The organism is Kitasatospora sp. Root107 (assembly GCF_001424875.1).
GTDB lineage: Bacteria > Actinomycetota > Actinomycetes > Streptomycetales > Streptomycetaceae > Kitasatospora.
The window spans coordinates 169,674-188,105 of the sequence record NZ_LMCT01000006.1; the positions used below are offsets into that span (position 1 = coordinate 169,674).

20 protein-coding genes and 1 pseudogene are annotated in these 18,432 nt (G+C 69.9%); 14 read left to right on the top strand and 7 right to left on the bottom strand.

The window, feature by feature from the left end; translation table 11 throughout:
* The 11 genes and pseudogenes from ASC99_RS07855 to ASC99_RS37005 form a co-directional block, all read left to right on the top strand.
* On the top strand, positions 1-645 hold a 645-nt coding region (locus ASC99_RS07855), incomplete at its 5' end, for a site-specific DNA-methyltransferase (protein WP_235583012.1).
* Between the two features lie 464 nt (positions 646-1,109).
* The gene (locus ASC99_RS42055) at positions 1,110-1,319 is read left to right on the top strand and encodes a DUF317 domain-containing protein (RefSeq protein WP_369825081.1); all 210 of its coding nucleotides are present in this window, start codon (positions 1,110-1,112) and stop codon (positions 1,317-1,319) included.
* Positions 1,320-1,518: 199 nt separating this feature from the next.
* Complete coding sequence (locus ASC99_RS07860; RefSeq protein WP_057229793.1) at positions 1,519-2,286, top strand: DUF317 domain-containing protein; 768 nt, start codon at positions 1,519-1,521, stop codon at positions 2,284-2,286.
* Positions 2,276-3,160, top strand: coding sequence for a DUF317 domain-containing protein (locus ASC99_RS07865; RefSeq protein WP_057229795.1), 885 nt, complete (start codon positions 2,276-2,278; stop codon positions 3,158-3,160). Before ASC99_RS07860 ends, ASC99_RS07865 begins: the two co-directional genes overlap by 11 nt.
* 5 nt (positions 3,161-3,165) lie before the next feature.
* The gene (locus ASC99_RS07870; protein ID WP_057229796.1) at positions 3,166-4,026 is read left to right on the top strand and encodes a DUF317 domain-containing protein; all 861 of its coding nucleotides are present in this window, start codon (positions 3,166-3,168) and stop codon (positions 4,024-4,026) included.
* A gap of 40 nt (positions 4,027-4,066) precedes the next feature.
* Positions 4,067-4,675, top strand: a complete 609-nt coding sequence (locus tag ASC99_RS07875) for a hypothetical protein (RefSeq protein WP_057241258.1) — start codon at positions 4,067-4,069, stop codon at positions 4,673-4,675.
* Positions 4,672-6,126 (top strand): DUF317 domain-containing protein, encoded by a 1,455-nt coding sequence (locus ASC99_RS07880; RefSeq protein WP_057229800.1) that lies wholly within the window; start codon positions 4,672-4,674, stop codon positions 6,124-6,126. The genes ASC99_RS07875 and ASC99_RS07880 overlap by 4 nt, the downstream gene beginning before the upstream one ends.
* A 231-nt stretch (positions 6,127-6,357) precedes the next feature.
* Complete coding sequence (locus tag ASC99_RS39340; protein WP_057229801.1) at positions 6,358-7,221, top strand: hypothetical protein; 864 nt, start codon at positions 6,358-6,360, stop codon at positions 7,219-7,221.
* 65 nt (positions 7,222-7,286) lie between these two features.
* Positions 7,287-7,538 (top strand): annotated as a pseudogene (locus tag ASC99_RS42060) (DUF317 domain-containing protein); the annotation flags it as partial.
* A gap of 618 nt (positions 7,539-8,156) precedes the next feature.
* Positions 8,157-8,783, top strand: a complete 627-nt coding sequence (locus tag ASC99_RS40170; RefSeq protein ID WP_057229805.1) for a hypothetical protein — start codon at positions 8,157-8,159, stop codon at positions 8,781-8,783.
* Positions 8,746-10,953, top strand: coding sequence for a DUF317 domain-containing protein (locus ASC99_RS37005; RefSeq protein ID WP_057229806.1), 2,208 nt, complete (start codon positions 8,746-8,748; stop codon positions 10,951-10,953). Before ASC99_RS40170 ends, ASC99_RS37005 begins: the two co-directional genes overlap by 38 nt.
* A 35-nt stretch (positions 10,954-10,988) precedes the next feature.
* Here ASC99_RS37005 and ASC99_RS07905 read toward each other — a convergent pair whose 3' ends face one another.
* Positions 10,989-11,876: a DUF5655 domain-containing protein gene (locus tag ASC99_RS07905; RefSeq protein WP_057229809.1), complete on the bottom strand. Its 888-nt coding sequence runs from the start codon at positions 11,874-11,876 to the stop codon at positions 10,989-10,991.
* A gap of 278 nt (positions 11,877-12,154) precedes the next feature.
* On the opposite strand from ASC99_RS07905, the gene ASC99_RS07910 reads away from it, so the two are divergent.
* Positions 12,155-12,361, top strand: a complete 207-nt coding sequence (locus ASC99_RS07910) for a hypothetical protein (RefSeq protein ID WP_057229810.1) — start codon at positions 12,155-12,157, stop codon at positions 12,359-12,361.
* Between the two features lie 158 nt (positions 12,362-12,519).
* Positions 12,520-12,648, top strand: coding sequence for a hypothetical protein (locus ASC99_RS41665; protein ID WP_255359223.1), 129 nt, complete (start codon positions 12,520-12,522; stop codon positions 12,646-12,648).
* Between the two features lie 187 nt (positions 12,649-12,835).
* Here the strand turns inward: ASC99_RS41665 and ASC99_RS07915 are convergent, their stop codons facing one another.
* Positions 12,836-13,615 (bottom strand): site-specific integrase, encoded by a 780-nt coding sequence (locus tag ASC99_RS07915; protein WP_057229812.1) that lies wholly within the window; start codon positions 13,613-13,615, stop codon positions 12,836-12,838.
* A 189-nt stretch (positions 13,616-13,804) separates the two neighbouring features.
* Here ASC99_RS07915 and ASC99_RS38345 point away from each other — a divergent pair, with 189 nt between their 5' ends.
* The gene (locus ASC99_RS38345) at positions 13,805-13,981 is read left to right on the top strand and encodes a hypothetical protein (RefSeq protein WP_157531427.1); all 177 of its coding nucleotides are present in this window, start codon (positions 13,805-13,807) and stop codon (positions 13,979-13,981) included.
* Between the two features lie 466 nt (positions 13,982-14,447).
* Here the strand turns inward: ASC99_RS38345 and ASC99_RS07920 are convergent, their stop codons facing one another.
* The 5 genes from ASC99_RS07920 to ASC99_RS07930 all read right to left on the bottom strand — a co-directional run.
* Positions 14,448-14,780 carry a hypothetical protein gene (locus ASC99_RS07920; protein ID WP_057229814.1) on the bottom strand — a complete coding sequence of 111 codons (333 nt, stop codon included), beginning with the start codon at positions 14,778-14,780 and terminating at the stop codon, positions 14,448-14,450.
* A 405-nt stretch (positions 14,781-15,185) separates the two neighbouring features.
* The gene (locus tag ASC99_RS38350) at positions 15,186-15,677 is read right to left on the bottom strand and encodes a hypothetical protein (RefSeq protein WP_157531428.1); all 492 of its coding nucleotides are present in this window, start codon (positions 15,675-15,677) and stop codon (positions 15,186-15,188) included.
* Positions 15,664-16,395 carry an RNA polymerase sigma factor gene (locus ASC99_RS37010; protein WP_162257862.1) on the bottom strand — a complete coding sequence of 244 codons (732 nt, stop codon included), beginning with the start codon at positions 16,393-16,395 and terminating at the stop codon, positions 15,664-15,666. The genes ASC99_RS38350 and ASC99_RS37010 overlap by 14 nt, the downstream gene beginning before the upstream one ends.
* A gap of 174 nt (positions 16,396-16,569) precedes the next feature.
* Positions 16,570-16,791 carry a hypothetical protein gene (locus ASC99_RS07925; protein ID WP_057229816.1) on the bottom strand — a complete coding sequence of 74 codons (222 nt, stop codon included), beginning with the start codon at positions 16,789-16,791 and terminating at the stop codon, positions 16,570-16,572.
* 60 nt (positions 16,792-16,851) lie between these two features.
* Positions 16,852-18,432: hypothetical protein (locus ASC99_RS07930; protein WP_162257863.1), on the bottom strand; the 1,581-nt coding region annotated here is incomplete at its 5' end.

Consider the following 18,432-nt stretch of genomic DNA (forward strand, 5'->3'; position numbering starts at 1 on the left):
GGCGGGCGCACGACCCAGGAGCGCGTCGGCCGCAGCGCCAAGGAGAAGTACACGACCGCAGGCTCGAAGAAGCAGCTCCCGGACTTCCCCGGCGAGAACAAAGACCAAAGGAGCTACGGCTTCTGGCTCTCGCAGCTGCTCACGGAGGCTTTCCGGCTGACCATCGACGGCGGCACCGCCTGCATCTTCAGCGACTGGAGGCAGTTGCCGACCACCACGGACGCGCTGCAGGCCGGCGGCTGGACCTGGCGCGGCATCGTGCCCTGGCACAAGCCCGCGGCCCGCCCACAGCGCGGGCGTTTCACCCAGAACGCGGAGTTCGTGGTCTGGGGCAGCCGGGGCGCGATGGACGCCGACCGCCACCCCGTCTACCTCAAGGGCCTTCTGGAGGGCAGCCAGCCCTCAGGCAGCAAGCGCCAGCACATCACACAGAAGCCGATCGGCGTGATGCGTGACCTGGTGCAGATCTGCCCGCCCGGCGGCACAGTCCTCGACTTCACCGCCGGCTCCGGCTCCACCGGGGTCGCCGCGCTCCTCGAAGGCCGGTCCTTCCTGGGGATCGAGATGACACAGCACTACTACGACATCGCCCAGCAGCGCCTCGCGGAGGCCAAGCTCACCGCGGCGGAAGCCGCCCCGTCGTAGCCCAAGAACAGCACCCCAGTTCCCGCCCCGATCAAGGAGCCTTCCTGCCCAGCGACTGCCCCACCATCCCCCGCCCCGAGCACGACCTCCCCAACGAGGCCGACTGCTTCGAAGGGTGGAGCCTGCACCAACTGCCCGAGGGCGGCGAGGCGTTCGTCAGCGCCTGCCAGCGCGTCCGGCTGCACTTCCCGGCGAACAGCGGCTGGGAACCGCAAGCGACTGTCGCCGCCTACGCCACGCCGACCGGCGAGATCCAGTGGCGGGCCCAGTTCGAGGACAGCGTCCCGGTCGAGGTAATCGGCTCCCTGCTGTTCGCCGCCGCCACCGACCTCGCCGGAAGCGACCGCTACGACCAGCAGCGGGCACTGCGGGGACCGGCCCTCACTGATCCCGACGGCCTCCTCGACGACAGTGCCTGCCCCGGTGCCACCGCCACATGGTGCGGCTGCCCTGCGCCCTTCGACCTGCAGCTCACCGGCAGCCCGCACCACGCCCAGTGGCGCCTCAGCGGCCGGGACGCTAACGGCACGCGCTGGCGAGCCTGGTTCGACCAGTCAACGCCCGCCCACCTCATCAAAGCCGCCTGCCACCAGCTCACCGCGGAGCGGACCTGCGCCTACCTCCAGGACCTGGCCGACGACGCCCACGACGGCGTCGCCGCAACCGACGACTAACCGGCACCGCCCGTCACCAGCCCGGCGCCCGGCTACCCGGCTGCCCTGACACCGCACCGTCCGAGCCCTCGCCCGTGAGGCCCTCCAGCAGGACGGCCTCACGGGACCGGGCTCACCACCGGGTTCCCCGTGACCACGCCCAACTCCCGGCGGCCCCGGCCAAATCCGGGGCCGCCTCCACTTCCAGCGGAGCCCGCACATGCAGACGCCCACCGCCCCGGCCACCCACGACATGCCGATGACCGTCCACCCCGGGTACCTCGCCGGCCCGGGCAACCAGCACACTCAGCTCGACGCCTTCGGCACGTTCGCCGAAGGGCGCGAAGACTGGTTCCCGTGCCCGGAAGAGGGCCTCGTCCTCCTCCACGACAGCGCCGACGCGCGCATCGAACTCAACCTCGCCGCGGACGCCGACTGGGATCGCTGGCGCTTCCTCGGCGGCACTGACTTCGCCGCCGGTCTCTGGTCGGTCACCTTCGACGCTCGCACCCCGGCTGAGGTGGTGATGGCCGCGGCCCGCCGCCTGGCCCACGGCCTGGCGCAGCCCACCGATGCTGAGCGCGAGCGGCAGCTGTGGAGCCACGCCGCCCACGCCGCCACGGCCGAGGCCCTGCGCGCGGAGGCTAGCGACGCCAACTGGACGCCGTGCTCTGCCCAGGGCTGCACCGCCACCTTCACCGCGCCCGACGGCACCGCCGCCCTCCAGCTGCGCGACAGCAGGAACGACCCCGTCCCGGGGGACATCGAGTACGTCCTGCGCGCCGGCACGCCCGGCCGGGAAGACGAATGGTGGACGGCCCAGTTCAGCCGGACCGTGCCGACCAGCGTGATCCTCGCCGTGCTTCGCACCGTCACCGACCCCGGCTGCTACACCCGCCGGGCCTCGCAGATCCCCATGGCCAACCGCTCCTTCCTGAGCACCCACCCGGTGGCACGGCCCCGACCGGAGGCTGCCCGTGACCGGTGACCGGGGCGACGCCGCCCAACTTCCCTCGGACGAGCAGGTCCTGGTCATCCCCGGCTACCTCGCCGGCCCCGGCGACCTGGACACCGCAAACACCGCCTTCGGCGACTTCCTCGCCGAACACCAGGGCTGGGCCCGCTACTCCTGCGACGGCGGAGACACCAGCGTCGCGATCAGCAACTGCCTCACCAGCCGCATCCAACTCGCCTACGAACCCGGACACCGAGACGTGCGTTGGACCGTCGCCGGGTACGAGAGCCCGGTCGGCGAGCGCGCCTGGAACGCGACGTTCGACCTGGCCACCCCGTACGAGATTCCCCTCTCGGTCGCCGAGACGTTCTCCTACGTCCTGGCGTACAGCAGCGAGTTCGCGCGCGAGGAGGCGCTCTGGGGTCGAGTGGACACCCGAGCCGCGCTGCTGCGGCACCTGGGCGAGAGCGACTGGCAGGACGTCAGCAGCCCAGACGCCATGGCGTTCCAGGCGTGTGACGGCACAGCCGGGCTGACCCGCTGGGATCGCGGGGCGTACGCCGCCGATCCCGCCGGCCCGGACAGCTCCGCCGGCGTCACGCTCTGGGGCAGGGGGCCTGCGGAGGCTGCGGACGGTGGCTGGAAGGCCCACTTCTCCGAGCACGCCCCCACCCGGCTGATCACCGCGGCTCTCGACCACCTCACCGACCCGCAGGCCGAGCTGCGGCGACGAGCCGAGATCCCGGTCGTCTACCGCGGTCTGGTCGAGGCCAGGCCCGCGGCACAGCCAGCGCGTGTGCAGGCCGCCAGCCGCCACACCTTGCCCGTCTGTCTCTCTCCAGCCCCACCGGTCCCCCGGTCACCTTCACCGCCGGTGGCACCCCGACCTGTACGGAGGCTCTCCTGACTTCTATGACACCGGCCTGGGCCGACGAACTCGACGGCGATGTCCGCGTCCACCCGGTCTACCTGGCGGGCGGCCCGTTCACCGGCGACCCCGCGCTGCAGCCTCTCGTGGACCTGCCGGGCGCCGTGAGGCACCATGACGAACGGGGCAACTTCTTCGTCGCCACTTCGGACGGCCGCATCAGGGTCGGCTTCATCCCGGAGCAGGACTGGGACACCCTTTGGAAGATCGCAGTCGCACCCGATGCCTTCGCACCACCGCGCTGGGTCGGCAACTTCTCGGCCGACACCCCGATCGAGATCGTCGCCGCCGTCACTACTGAACTCGTCCGGATGTACAGCCCGGACGACGAGACATGGTTGGCCGAGCGCACCTGCGATGCCCTGGAGTGGGTCGGGCCCTACGCCGCGGCCGGCTGGACCGCTCGCAACCCCGGCTGGGGGCAACTGGAGTTTCTCTCACCGGACGGCCACGCCAGCATCAACTGCCGGCAGCGGCCGATCGATTCGCAGGACGCGGAGCAGGCCGGCCAGGACGGCCGCTTCATGATCGGAACCGTCCACTCCGCCGGATGGTACGGGCGATTCAGCAGAGGAACTCCGGCCCGCATCCTCGCTGCTGCCTCCACCGCGATGCTCAGCCCCGAGCCGGTCTTGCGCTACCGCGACGCACTCGACCTCTACACCCGCCGGACTGCCACCATCACACCGGTCACACCGCCGGCACCGAGTCCCCTGGACGTGCACCGCGCGCTGGCCGCAAAGGCCCGCTCCACACCCCCCATCGTGAGCGCGGCGCCACCGACACCGGCCGCGACCCTGGCCTGGACCACCAGCAGCACGGACACCGCCACACACCGCCGCTGACCAAGCCCGAGCCCACAGCCCGCCGGACTATCAACTCTCTGTGGAGAACATGCTTTTCGACGACCCCGAACTCGCCACCTTCCGCGACCTGCGGACGGCAGGGCTGGACCTGCCCGCCGACCCGGAGAACATCCCGCTGTGGCTGACCCGCGACCAGCTCGAATCCCAGCACGACCACCTCATCGTTGACCTGCACGAGTGGCAGGGCTCGCCCGATCTCACCGTGCCCGCCTGGCACGTCGCTGAGCTCGGCCAGCTGATGCACCAGACCACCCGCTGGGCGAGGCAACTCACCGAGACCGGCCACCACCCCCAGGCCGAGGCGATGGCCAAGGCCCGCAGCTCCGTCAACCAAGCGCTGTACCTGGTCTCGGGTACCTACACCTTGCTCGCCGGTCGCGGCGGGCGCTCCCCCGGGAACCCGGGTGCCGCACTGGCACAGATGGAAAAGGCGAATCTCCAGGCTCGGAATGTGCTAACGAGTGGTGCTGCCCAGCTCAGCCACGACCTGAACCGGCTCCTGCCCCTGACCGACCGGGTCGCCGCAGTGGTCAGCCGCGCCGCCATCCTCACCGGCTGGACGCCTCCGCAGCTCCGACCGGCGCCGCCAGCCCCTGGCGCCGGCCCCGCAGGGCGCCGGTCGCGATGACCGATATCTCACCCGCGTACCTGGCCGGCAGCGAGCACACCAACAGGGTCTTCGACCGGCTGGCCAAGCACTGGGCGTGGGAGCGGAGCACCTCGCGGGAGCTGAACCAGCAGTTCTCCTGGAGTCCCGACCACCGCTTCCGGCTGGCCGACGGGCAGCTCGACCCCGGCGCCTGGTGGCACATCGCCGCCGCCAAGGAGCCGCTCGGGCTGCCCCAGTGGCAGGCCGGGTTCTCCGAGGACTCCCCACCCGAGATCGTCATGGCCGTCACCGAGGAGCTCGCCCTCACCGGTTCCGCAATCGACTGGACGGGTGAGGCGCACCCCGCCCTCCAGCCCCCGGCCGATCGACGCACCATGATCCGGATACTTCGCGACGCCGGCTGGCGCTGCGTCCTGCGCGACGGGCTCCTCGACCTGGAGGCCCCCGACGCCCTCGCCCGCGTCCAGGTCCGGACCGATCCCCCGGGCGACCCTTTCGACCTGATGGGCCACCCGCACCTGTACGTGGAAGTCGGCCCGCGCGGCTCCGGAGGGCACCCCCCGTACTGGCAGGCGCTGTTGACGACCGCGGCCCCCACCGTCGTGGTCGACGCCCTCGCCCGTGCGCTCACCGACCCCACTCCGGTCCAGCGCGACCGGGACTGGATGAACAGGCACCTCCTCGCCCACCACGACCTCGCCGACAAACACCGGGGCGCGGCGGCTGTCGCGGGACCACGGCGCCGCTACACCAAGGACGACGTACGCACCGCCGCAGCGGAGGTCATCTCGGACAGCCTGCTGTGGGTCAGCGCGCAGGCGCTAACCGTGCGGGAGAGGATCGCGGACCACGTCGTGCCGAGCCACAGCGAGCTGCGCATCACCTGGAAGGACCTGAGCGCAAGCGCCCAGAATCTCGCGGCCACGCTCGTCGCGGACCTCGTCCGCGAGGCCGCCGGCCGTACCGAGGTACTGGTGGGACTGCCCCCGCAGTCTCCACGGTCCGGCGCCGGTGAGAACCGGCGTGAGGTTCCCCAACTCGGCCTGACGACTTCCGTGTTCACCAACGAGGACCTGTGCGACACCGCAGCGCGGGTCTGCGCGGCGCAGATCAGCTGGATCGACGAGCCGTCCGGACTCGCCGACAGCATGGACGAGTTGGTCATCGCGAGTACTGCGGGCCAGCCGGGCCAGCTCGCCTGGGAAGACGTCGTACCGGCAGAGCGCGAACACGCCCACCGGGAGGTCCGCCGTCTGCTCGACCAGGCCGGCACCGACGCAGCCACTCGGGCCCTGTTCACCCTCGTGACGCCGGACGGCCGCAAAACCGCGACCACCACCACCGAGCGGGTCGCCGCCGCAAGTGCCCGCTCCCCGCTCGCAGGCCGCCTCGTCGTCACGGAAGCCCCCGGGCCGGGCGGCCCGCCATCAGCGCCGCCGTCGTCCTCGGCAGCTCGCCCGCCCCGCTGACAGAAAGGCCGGACCATCCGCAAGCCGACACCCACCTCGTACCGCATCAGCAGAGCGCCGTCCACCAGCACAGTCGCCGAGGGCCCCGCGGACCCGTTCGCGATCAGCGCCCTGGAGCACGCCGGATTCGAGCGGATCTACCTGCTGAGGTCGTACGGTTACGAGGGCAGGCTCCCCCTTCACCTGGACGAACAGGCCCAGAACCAGGCCGCAACGCAGGCCGCCAACGCGTTGGCGGCCTGCGGCTACGGCGTCGACCTCGATCCCGGCCTCGGCGGCCCGCCCGCGACGGCCCGGTACGTCCCGGCACCCGTGCCCGACCCGGTGTCCGCACTCACGGCCATGGCCGAGCGGTTCGGCAACGGCACCGGATACGAGGAAGCAGCCTTCCTCCTCGAACAGCTCGCCGGCGCGGACGGTGTCCTCGGCGGCCTCACCGCTGTCGCCCGGGCCGCCTCCGCCTGGTGCGAGGATCTCGGGCACGTGCCCGGCGACGAGCTGGCCGACCTGCTCGCCGAAACGGCCCGCGACACCGAAGCCCTGGCTGGCAAGCTGAAGGACACCGGTCCGCGCGTCGCCACCCTCGGCCGCTCCTGGTCCGGGCACGAACCCAGCCCGCGCCGCTCCTCCGCGCCCAGGCCCCCGCAGACCGCCACTGTGGTGACCTCCGGCGAACCACCACCAATCACCTTCGGTACCTTCCCTGACCGTCCGACAGTCGTCGCCATCGGCGCCTCCCGCGAAGACTCCCTGGCGGCACGGCTGCTGGAGAAGGCCGGATTCCACTACCTCCCCGAACTGGGCATCCACGAACTGCCCGCCGACACACACTCCTTGGACGCGATGCTGCGGGTCGAGGACGCCGCCGACCGCCTCGCCGCCGGGTTCACCAACGTGGGGATCGACCCCGCAGTGACCACGCTGCTCGACGCCCACACCCGGACCTGCGCCGCCTCCCCACCACAGGCGCCGACGCGCCAGGACGCACGGCACGAGGCTGCCCGCCACCGCGGCACCACGACCGCGCAGGCGAACCCCCCGTCCACCGTCCACCCCACCGCCGGGATGCCCGGCCCGGCGACCCGATCCCGCTGACACCCACCCACGAGCAGGAGCAGCCCATCACCACCCCTCACCCAGCCGACGCCGAACAGGTCCCGGTGGCTCCGCGCCGATTGGCGGGCCCCGGCCCAGCCCAGAGCCTCTCGGCTGCACTCACCGATCGCGGCTGGCTCACCGCGACCGCGCACAACACCGTTCTCACCTCCGAATGCCGCCGCCTGCAGCTCGCGGTCCTCGCGGCCGAGGACACCACCACCAGCTGGCAGCTCCGCGCCGCCGACCGCTGGGGACAGCCGCTATGGACGCTGACCTTCACAGCCGCCACCCCGGCGGAGATCGTGGTCGCCGTCGCCGACCACCTCGACGACGCCCTGACCCGCAAGGGGACATCGGCCCTCTACGGCCCGGACATGGTCGCCCCGGTGTTCAACGCCCTCCATAAGGCTGGCTGGGAGGAACTCGGCTCCGCAGGAGGGGACTTCATGGTGTCCCCCGAGCCTGGTCCGCTCGGTGTCAGCGTCGTGCACGACTACGCCGACTCAGCGGCATGGACAGACCCCGCCATTGCGGTGCTGACCATCACGGCCGGCGACCCAGGCAGCCGAGGACGGCAATATCGGGCAGGGCTGGAGCGTGGGCCTCTCGCCGCGGGTGCCCGACACGGTCGCCACCGCGGTCCTGCGGGCCGTCCTCGACCCGGCACCCGTCGAGCGCCGCCCGCAGGACATCCCCGCCGCACACCGCGCGGCCGTCGCCCCGCTCAACCAGGGTCCAGCCCAACAGGACGACCAGGCAGACACTTTGGCCTCCGGGGCAACGCCGTACGACGCCCTGGCCCCGCTCCTGGGCGACGCGTGGACGACCGAGGAGGACGAGCTCGGCAACGTGGCGGTGCGCAGTCGGTGCCGGCGGATCGTAGTGCAGCACCTGCCGGAGCCTCGGCCCGGCCAGGAGAAGACCCACGATCCGTGGACCGTGCGGGCGACGGCGGGCCGGGCACGCCCGTCGAGGTGGTCGCGGCGTTCACCACCTGCCTCGCCCACGCTGTCGCCCGGCAGGACGCCGCCGCCCACCTCGACGAGTGGCTGCACAGCTCCGAGCCCAGCTTCACGACCCCACGGGTCGCCCGCGTGCACCCGGTCGAAGGCTCGCTCGACGCGCTCCTGGCCCACACCCGGCTCCGGCTCGCCGGATGGACCGCCAACGACGACGCGCTGCCGTACCCCGGCCTCCTCAGCCACGCCCCCGCCCCCGGCCCGGCCCTCTTCTCGGACAAGGCCGGGCCCTTCGAGACGCCAGCGCTCCCGCGAATGTGGACCTTGGCCGGCGGCACCGGCAGCACCCGGTGGGACGCGATGTTCAGCTCCAGGACCCCCACCGAACTCGTCATCGCCGCCGCCCAGGCCGCCCGACACATCGCAGCCCCGGCCCCCGGGCCAGACGGCAAGGCCCCCGGCCGTCGCCGCAGCAGCGAGCACAGCACGGCGCACGCCAGCGCCGCGCGCACCTCAACACCTCCACCAGCAGCCGACCGGGCCGCTCCCACAACGGGTGACAGTGCCGGGCCACCGCCGCCTCCGCCTCGCCGCCGGTGAGCCGGCCCCGGCCCTGCGCCCCAGAGGAGGAACGCTGAAACCCACCCACGCCACCGTTCTCACCGCCCTCGCGCCGCTGGCCGACGGTGCCGCCACCGGCCGCCAGTTCGTCGCACGCCGAGGCGGCGTGCTGGTCACCGCCGAGCTCGCCCAGGCAGGCATCCGGGACGACACCTTCAACGGGATCCGGGTCCGGACGGTCCTGCGGGAAACCGGCGCCGAACTGGGCTCGAACCGCTTCGACTTCGACGCCCACGACACCGTCCCCCGCCCCGGCTTCGTCCACACCCTCCACGACCTCGACCGGATGCACCGCTTCGGAGAACTCGCCCCCAAGCCGCTGCGAGCCGCCATCGGCCAGTACCTGGACCTCTACACCGACGCCCCGGTCAGCGCGCCACACCAGCACCGCGCCGCACCGACCGCCTCGCACTCCCACACCGCCCGGCCCGCACGGATGTCCGCACAGTCCCCGCCCCGTGTCCTGGTCAGCCCTCTCTACCTGGCCGGACCCGACGGGCCCCGTGACCAGGCCACCGCACCACTGCTTCAACGTGGGTGGACCGCTCAGACCGGCCGCTTGCGAACCACGTACACCAGCCCGTCCGCTCTCCTTCGCGTCGAAGCCCGAACAGACACCACCGGCCCGGCCTGGATCATCACCGGGCATCACGACCCAGGAGGCCCCCTGGCATGGCGGGCAGCAGCCGACGCGAAGACCCCGCCCGAGGCCATCGTTGCCCTGAACACCGCCGTCGCCCAGCTCCCCGGCTCAGATGACCCGGGCCGCGCACTTCCACCATCCAGTACGGCGCTCGACCCACTGATCGACGCCGGATGGCGACGGTTCCACCCCAACGACATCGTCTACATCGAGCCCGTTCACGGGCTCGCCCGCATCGACCGGGGGGCGCCCGCCGCCCACCACGCCTTCCGGCGCTCCGACTGGTTCATCACCGCCGGCAGGCTCGGCATCGGGCCCCGGGCGGGCTGGCACATCGAGATGTCCGCCCACATTCCCTCACCGCTACTGGCCGCCGTCACCGGGGCGTTGCTGGACCTCACCCCCGTCGAGCGCCCCCAACACAGCCTCGCCGACGAACACCTCCCCTATCTCGACATCGCCAGGGCGCCGACGCGCGACCGTCCCCTGGCCGCGAGCCGCACCAGCGCCGCTCGCGGCTCCACCACCACAGCACCGGCGCACCCAGCACCCGCCCCCGCACCCACCACCCCCCAACCCGCCGAAGATCCGACGCCGGTGAGACGCAGACAGGACTCCGTGACCGCCCCACCGTCCACCGCACTCGCCATGGGCCTCGCCCAGCTGGCACAAAACCCCGGCCCAGACAGTCCCGCGAGCCGGCTCGTCACCAGGGGCCTGCTCGACATCCCAGGCATCGACAGCGCGTTCGCCACCGCGCTGACCCGCGAGGCACTGCGCCCGGCGGCCCTCGAAGTCGCCCGCGCCATGGTCGGGAAGCTCATCGACGAGGGCGAGCCGTGGACCCACGCCGCCGCATCCTGGCTCAGCCGGGCCGGAGCCGACTGGCAGACCTCGGCGCAGTTCTGCAACGGCCTTGCCTGGCAAGCCCGTTCCCGGCACAACAGCGCCGGCACCCACCTGGATGGCACCGACCACCTGCGCCACCCGTGCCCAGACCCCATCCACGCCCAGGCCCTGCGCCACCTCCAACTCACCGGGTGGCGCTATGACTTCCGCTGCCGCACCATCACCGACCAGCTCGCCGACATCTCGCAGAGCCACCGATCGCAGTGGGATCCCTACACTCGCGCGCTGCAGGCGTTCGCCCTGCTGGGCCAGTCCAAGCCTGAGGGCTTCACCGCCATGCGGGATTGCCTGGACGAGGCTGGCGACAACCCGGCGGTCGTCCACGCCCTGCTCCACGGGCTCTGGCTTGGCGACGGGCTCACGAACCAGGCCGAGGAGATCCTGCGCCTCGCCGCCTGGCCGACCCTCGCCGACGACGACCCGGTCATGCTGTTCCGGTCCGCAACGGCACTGCGTCTGCTCGGCCGCCGGGACGAAGCGCTGGAGGCCGTCCACGCCGCCATGGAACAACTCGGCCCGAACGCACCAGAGTTCCACGCCGACCTCGTACGTGAGCGCAGCCTGATCACCCTGCTGCCCCGCGCCAGCCGGGGCTGATGGGACTGGCCGGCGCAGCCTGCCGAAGGTAGCGGCTACGCCACCGCCTCGTAGGCGGCCCGCAGCAGGGGCTCCGCCCGGTCCAGGTCGGCGGACGAGGCGATCCGCACCTCCAGGTTCCCGGTCCCGTGGTGGCCGACATCGGTCACATCCCGGGTGAAGCCCACTTCCAGGTCGACACCTGTCGGATCCAGGTGCAGGTAGACGAGCAGCGCCCGGTCGCGCGAAAGCACCATTGCCGAGGCAAAGTTGGCGCCTCGGCGGTAGGAGACATAGTGCTTGAGCTGGACGCTGTGTACGTCCCCGAGGGCAAGCAGCCGCCCATCGAGGTCGTTGTACAGCGCGCGGACATCGTCCGGGGCAGCCGTCAGGCGCTGCTCGACTGTGGGGCGCGCGCTCGACAGACCGCCGCTGTCGTTGCGGGTGGCTCCCCCCGCAACCGAGGCCAGCAGGTCCAGGGTCAGCAGATCGTCGCCGAAGCGCCGGTACCGGACCAGGTCGATGCGCCGGTTCATCTCCCCCACCGCGTGCACGTCATAGCGGCTGAACTCGGCGGCGATGCAGATGATCCGCGGGCTCGTCCAGTCCACCTCCGCGACAGCATCCGGGCCGAGTCGGCGTGCCACCAAGGCCTCGAAGTCGCCAGGGTGGTCGCGCAGCCAGGACAGGTAGAAGAGGGCCTGGTTGATGACGTTCTCGTCGCGGGTCCGCTTGTACTCGATGACCACCGGGCTTCCGTCCTCGTCCAGGCCCAAGGAGTCGATCCGGCCGGCGTGCAGCGGACCGGTGTAGACCTCCGTGTCCAGGAAGCGGACGTCCAGCAGCGTCTCCATGTTGCGCTCGATGTACGTCTGGAGATGGCGCTCCAGCTGCACCGTCGATCCGATGATCTCGCTTGCCTCTGCGCCGTCCACGCGGAACATCCTCAGTGCCACGGTCCCCCTCAGGCCTTCCCGCCGAACTGGCCCGGCGGACGGACAGGCCAACCTACATCAGCCCAACCCGGACATACCAGGCCGTGTTGGGGATGTCTCACCTCACCCCGGAGGGAATTGAGATTCCCGCCGCGAGGCGGCGCACCTCCCAAGCGCCCGGGGGTCCGCCAGCCGCGCGCCGCCCAACTCCCACTCCCGAGTGGGGCGATCACCCATCCACCATACCCACACCGGCCCGCCACGGGACGGCGCAGAGAGGGAGGTCCATGCCCGCGCAGTACCTCGCCATCACCAAGGTCGCCGAACGCCTGGACACCACGGAACGGTTCCGCCGGCTGGTCTCCGAACGCCGGATCGCCTTCGTGAAGATAGACAGCCACGTCCGCACATCCGAGACCAACATCGGCGCCCACACCGCCCCCGCTGCCCCCGCCGTCCGCAGCCGCCACGACCGACGCGGGAGTCGTGCCTGATGCCGCGCAAGAAGACCGAGCCAAGCCGCCGGCATCAACCACAAGTCCCCGCACACCTTCGAGACCCAGACCGACGCCACCGCCGTAGCCGAAGCCCTCGGCAAGCCCCCGCGATGAAGTCCCCAGTCGGAGCCCACAAACTGTCCAGCGGTGCGGTCGTGCGCGTCTTCACGGACAACGACCATGACGGCTACGGCCTGGAGATCACGCACGAAGGCCGGACCGTCACCTACGACGCCGGGCACTCCACCCGCGAAGTCCACGCCTTCCTGACGCTGCTGACCTGACGACGAGAGAGACTCATGATCGAAACCACCGAGCACAAGGCCACCCCGATAGTCCACTTCGGCTCCGTCGTCGGAGTCCGCAATGAACGCATGAACGGGGTCCTGGCCCTGTCATCCCGTGGCGGCTTTTGGGCTCACCTTGGCTGGACCCCCAGCCCCCCGTGAGTTCACGAAAACTGAAGGGTCTTCAGCGGGAACCCGAGGGTCTGTCGGTGTGCTCTGCGGGGGTGGGTCCGTGGGTTCGTGGTGAAGCCACGGTAGCGGTTTCGGCGGGCTGCTCCAGGAGCTGGCGGGCGGAGTTCGCGTAACGGATGGCGGTCTTCTCGTCGAGGCCGAAGACCTCGGCGAGGTGGAGCGGGTCGGGGCCGTGGATGAGGGCCTCTTCGAGCTGACGGTCGACGCGGAGCTTTTCGAGGGTGGCGGCCTGGCCGCGCAGTGCCGCCGCAGCGGAGTTTCCGCTGATCGGGCCAGCCGCCAGAGCGGTCTGCTTGTTGACCAGTAGGTGCGGGTTGGCGGTGTCGGGCCAGCGACGAGCCCGATACTCCAACCAGGCCAGGGCGAGCCGCAGCGTCAGCGCGTCCAGGGGACAGACGCGGCCGTCAACGGTCAGGCGTCGGTTGCCGATGTCGAGGTCGTCGAGCTGGAGTCGGCATATCGCACCCGTGCGGGCGGCATGGACGGCCGCGAGAGCCAGGATCAGCCTGTCGTCCGGCCTGGTCGCTGCGGAGACCGAACTCTGGACCTGCTCGGATGCCAGCGGCTGGACGATCCCCAGCTCCTGCTGGCCGACCCGTATTCGGCTGGTCGGGTCCTCGAAGATGGTGCCGCTCTTCTTCGCCCGTCCGAACAGCGACCGCAGTGCGATCAGCATGGATCTGCGCTGTGAGCCGTGGACGGTTTCGAGGTGGGCGAGCACGTCGTCCCGGGTGACTTCGCGCAGGTGGTCGTAGCGGCTCGACCACTCCAACAACACAGGCCGGAGCCGGTTGACGTAGCCCCAGACGGTGGTCGTGTCCCGGGCTTGGGAGCGTGGTCGCCGCTGTGCAGGGTTCGGGCCCAGTGGGCGGTGTCCCGGCGGATGCCGTCGGCGAGCCCGTCGAGCTTGGGCTCCAACCACTGCTCGAAAGCTGACGGACGGTCGTCCAGGAGGACGCCAATGGCGTCGAGCACCTCGGCGGTGCGCACGGTGCTGAGTCCGCGCGACCGCAGGACCGGAAAGATCTCCGAGTACCGGACCGTCTCCCCGTCGGCGTCGTGGACCAGGATCAGGACCAGGGCGTCGTCGACGGCAAGGCGGGTCGCCCGGGGCCAGCCCCGGGCCTCGCCGAGCTGATGTGCGACGTGCCGGGCCCAGGCCAGCCACGGTCCTTGTGCCCGAACGTCCTGCCGGAGTCCGGTGCGGGTGAGGTCCCGGCGGGTGTCGAACAACGCTGCCTGGGACCAGCCGCTTGCGGGCGGCCGGGCGGCCTCGGGGTCGGGCCGGCGGGGCCGCCCCCGCCGTTCATGCGTGACGGCCAGGGGCTGGCACCGACGGTCCCAGAGCGCCGTCATGCCGGAGAAGAACAGTTGGTGGTGCCGCAGCTGGGGGAGGAAGAGCTCCGCCCTGGCCTGCGTCGGTGCCGCTTCGGCCCGCGCCTGGACCCAGCACAGTCGGCAGTGATCCTTCCGCAGCGGCAGCCGGTCCGAGCAACTGGCGCACGAAGGACGCAGGTTCGCAGGATCTCAGACCAGTTGCGGCTGGAACCCACGCGTGACCTGGTGCTTATTGACTGACGGATACTCGGGTTGGGCTCTGAGGGTCACTCCCCTTGAGTCGTGTCACTCTCGGCTGATTCGGGTGCCCTAGCCCGCGTCCACTGGCCTTCGACCTGGACGCGATCAGTGGGATTGACCTTCCACTCGATGCTCGCAGTGGGCAGCGCTGCTGCCTCACGGACAGCCTGGCGCTTGCGGCCCAGCCACGCACGGAAGCACACTGCGATGAACGTGCCGATCGCCACGAACTTGGCCGTACCGATGCCGGCGAGAGCCAGAGTGACCGCCGTACCGAGGATCCCAAGAAAGACGAGCGCATCCAGTAGGGCTAGAGCGATGCGCGAGTCGTGGACACCAGTTTTCTTCGAGCGGGCCATGATTGCGGTCCTTTCCGATGATCAGCAATGAGCCTTGATCTGCTCTCTCATCGACTAAGACGCGCCAGGTGGGATGAAATCACCACCGCAAACCACAAAGGCCCTCCCCGCCTCAACGGGGAGGGCCTTCATAGGGTTACCCTAACGACCTCTTGCCGGAAGTCGCCGACAGGGACATGCCACGCATCCCCTGTACGCGCGGCACGCCCGATGCGCACTGGAACAACACCACCGCATGCAGCATGGCCATCAAAGCCAGGGAAACAATACCCCTACTATCCCCAGGGCCATCAATCCATGAGTTAAATAATGCGGAAATGCTGCACCTCCTCAGAAATATAACTTCTCCACTTAGCTAGACCCGACGGGCTACCACTATTAGCCCATCAGGCTGTTCTTCGCGATCTACAAGCGGAAATGCTTGATGTAGTCGAGGGCATCCTCGTCTCCGAGGGCCGCCGCGCATCTCCACCATAGAACAGCTGCATTATCGCCCTCACGAATCTCCACCAGCTCGGCAAGCCTTTGGAGAAGTCGAGCGATTTCTTCTTTTCCGACTGCGCAGGCGTCACTGAGCTGCAGCAGTCGCTCTTCAATCTCACGCTCAACAGTCCCTTGAGCGTACGGTGCGATCTCCCACAGGTGATCGGCGGATTTGCCCTTGGTCGGGCCGGGCCCGGCCGCTGGGTTGCGGCCGGGCACCTTTCCGTCAGAGGTCGGGCCGGGCCCGGCCGCTGGGTTGCGGCCGGACACCTCCCGTGACTTCTTGATGTAGCCACCCTTTTGACTGCGACCGACAGGTGCGGCCAGCCAAATGTGATGGCGAATTGCATTGAGGGTAGAGGGATCAGCGTCTGCATACCCCTCCAGGCCATGGCGTCGGCTATTCAAGCTCATGCTGGCCCTCCTTAACCATCCCTTCGGGGAGCTCCACAATCTCGCGGAGCTTCTCGTGGGCAATTTCGTAATGCCTGCAAGCGGAGCTATAAGAGACCCTTAGCTCGCGGGCGGCTTCGGCTCGAAGATAGCCTTCGATATCAACAAGCACGACCATTGCGCGCTGCTTATCGGTCAGCCCGAGCAGCGCCTTGATGACGCCACTCTCAAGCAGGTCAAGCTTCGGATTTGAGTCTTCAGAAGTCGGCTCGAATCCGAGAAGCAGATCGAGATCAGCTTCTACGGGGCGAACCTTCGCCCTTCTGCGAGAGTCAATAAATCGATTGGTCAGCGCCCTGAAGAGATATCCGCTTGGATTGTCGATCTCTCCGAGCGTTTCCCGCTTGCCCCACAGGCCAAGGAAGAGCTCTTGAACAAGGTCTTGAGCATCGTAAAGACTGCCCGTAAAGCGGTATGCGCGTTGATGCAACCTCCCGTGCTTTTTCTCTTGGCTAGCCCACTCCTTGAGGATTTCCTTGCCGGATTCCTCACCATCAAGGCCCTCGGGGCCGAGAATCTCCCGGCCACTGCGGAAGATTCTCTCGCCCCGAGAGCTTGGATGATTGCCGTCTGACGTCGGCGGGAGCGGGTCCGTGCCTTGGCGAGGGTGCGGAAGCGCATCCTGCGTCAGCGGCAAGGGGTGGTCGTCAGGGGAGTTTCCGGTGCGTGCCGAACGCATCGGACTCCTTTCGTCGAGCGGCTGCCGCAGGGCCGCTGCTGGCGGCAGCGGCCTGCGGCAGGCCCCGGGACTGGGGGCCTCACTCATGGAGACGTATGGCGCCGCCCCAGATCACCACGGTGGTCCCATCGATGTGGCCAGAAGCGGCCTCCTAGAGGCATCTCCGCAGGTCAGCTATCGCGGGAGCTTCGTGGTGCGATGCGGATGAGCTGAGTGGATGTACTTCATCGCAGTGGTGTCGCTGATCCCGAAGAGGCGCATGAGGTGAACCGGGTCGGCTGTTTCGCGGGCTTCGTCGAGGATGCGGTCCTGCCGGACCTGTTGGAGGGTCAGCCCGAGCTCCACGAAGATCTCGACGGCCCGGGTGTTGTGGATCGGCGGCCGGTCGAGGTCCATGGCGGTGCCTTGGCTGACCAACAGGTGCGGGTTGCGTGAGCCAGGCCAGCGTCGGTGGCGCTATCGGATCCACTGTTCGAGTAGGTGGTGGGTGGTTTCGTCGAGGAATACCGTGTGCGGGGCGGTGCGGCAGACCTGCAGGCGGCCCCGGGAGAGATCGAGGCTGGACTCCTTGAGGTGGCGGATGTCGTGGCCGGACAGCGCGTGGATCGCGACCAACGCGATGATCACTTTGTCCAGTGGGGTCGCCGCCGCCTCCACGAGGCCTTGCAGCCGGTCAGAGGACAGTGACGCCGGCAGCCGGACAACTTTGCTGAAGACGAGGCCGCGCATCGGGTTCTGGAAGATCACGCGCTCGTGTTGTAGCCCGCGGAAGATGCTCCGCAGGGCCCCCGCCAGATGTTGTCCCTGCATGATGCCGGGGCGTATCCGCAGTGCAGCGCGGACGTGTTCGCTCTCAACCTCCCGGAGGCTGCCCAGCGTTGTGGCCCACTCCTCCAGGACCGGCCGGGCCTTGTGCAGGTGGGCGCGGATGGTGCGAAAGGACAGTCCCTCGTGTCGCCAACGGCCCTGTCCGCGCGCGGCCGCCGCCCAGACCCGCAGCTCGTCGCCAATCCCCTGCGGCAGTGCTCTCAGCAGTCTTTCGACGGCGAGTTCGTCGCTGTCGGCCCGCCTGGCGGGATCCGCGACGAGTCCCCGCCGCTCCAGCAGCTGGACGGTCCGCTTCGCGCTGATACTCAGGCTGGCTGCACTCAGCGCTCGGACGTCCCGCTCCAGGAGCCTGGCGTCCGATCCCAGCCAGCCGAACAGCTTCTGCAGGCAGCGGACCGCGTCCTTGCGCCTTCGCCATTCCCACTGTTGATCGATCATCAGCTCGTCGAACTCGTTCACCAGCACCTGCGCGTCGTCCGTCAGCAGGGGCAATTCGTCCACCCGGCTGGCGGCGATCTCCGTCCAGTCGCGAGCCATATCGAACAGGATGAGCTGGGCAGGGTCGACCAGGTGCGGCGACAGCTCCCGCTCGGCGGGCAAGCGTACTGCCAGATCCCGGCCCCGCCGTCCGGTCGGCCGGTAGCCCAGGCGACCGTCGAGAATCCGCAAGGCTTCGGCCAGCTGCCCGCCGAACCACAGTTGCGTGAACGGCTCGTCGGCGGCCGACGGGCCGAGGGCAGCGAGATGGACGCTGCAACCCCGGCAGAGCGTGCCCATCAGTGGCAGGCCTGTGCGGTGGCAGCGCGTGCAGTCGCCCACCGGGTCCTTGCCCTCGCGGTTCAACCTCCACTGCTGGCAGCCCTGGCACCGTCCGACACTCCAGGCCCCACAGTCCGGGCAGGATCCCGGCCGCTTCGGCAGCCAGTGCCGCCCAGAGCCCGCCTCGCGGTGTACCGGGTTGCCGGTGCGGCGTCCGAGCAGATTCGCACGCCGCAGTACTTCGCTCACCTGCACGCCGTAGGCAGGTAGGTCGTCGATCACTTGCGGCGCGACGAGCGTTTGCCCATCCGCGTCCCGGACCGCCAGAGTCAGGCGGATCATCTCCCGCACCTGCCGCCGCCAGGACGGGCTGTACCCGTTCTCGTCTGCGTAGCCAGCTAGCTCCTCCAACACCCGGTCCATGCCGTCGACCGGCCGGTCGACGATGCC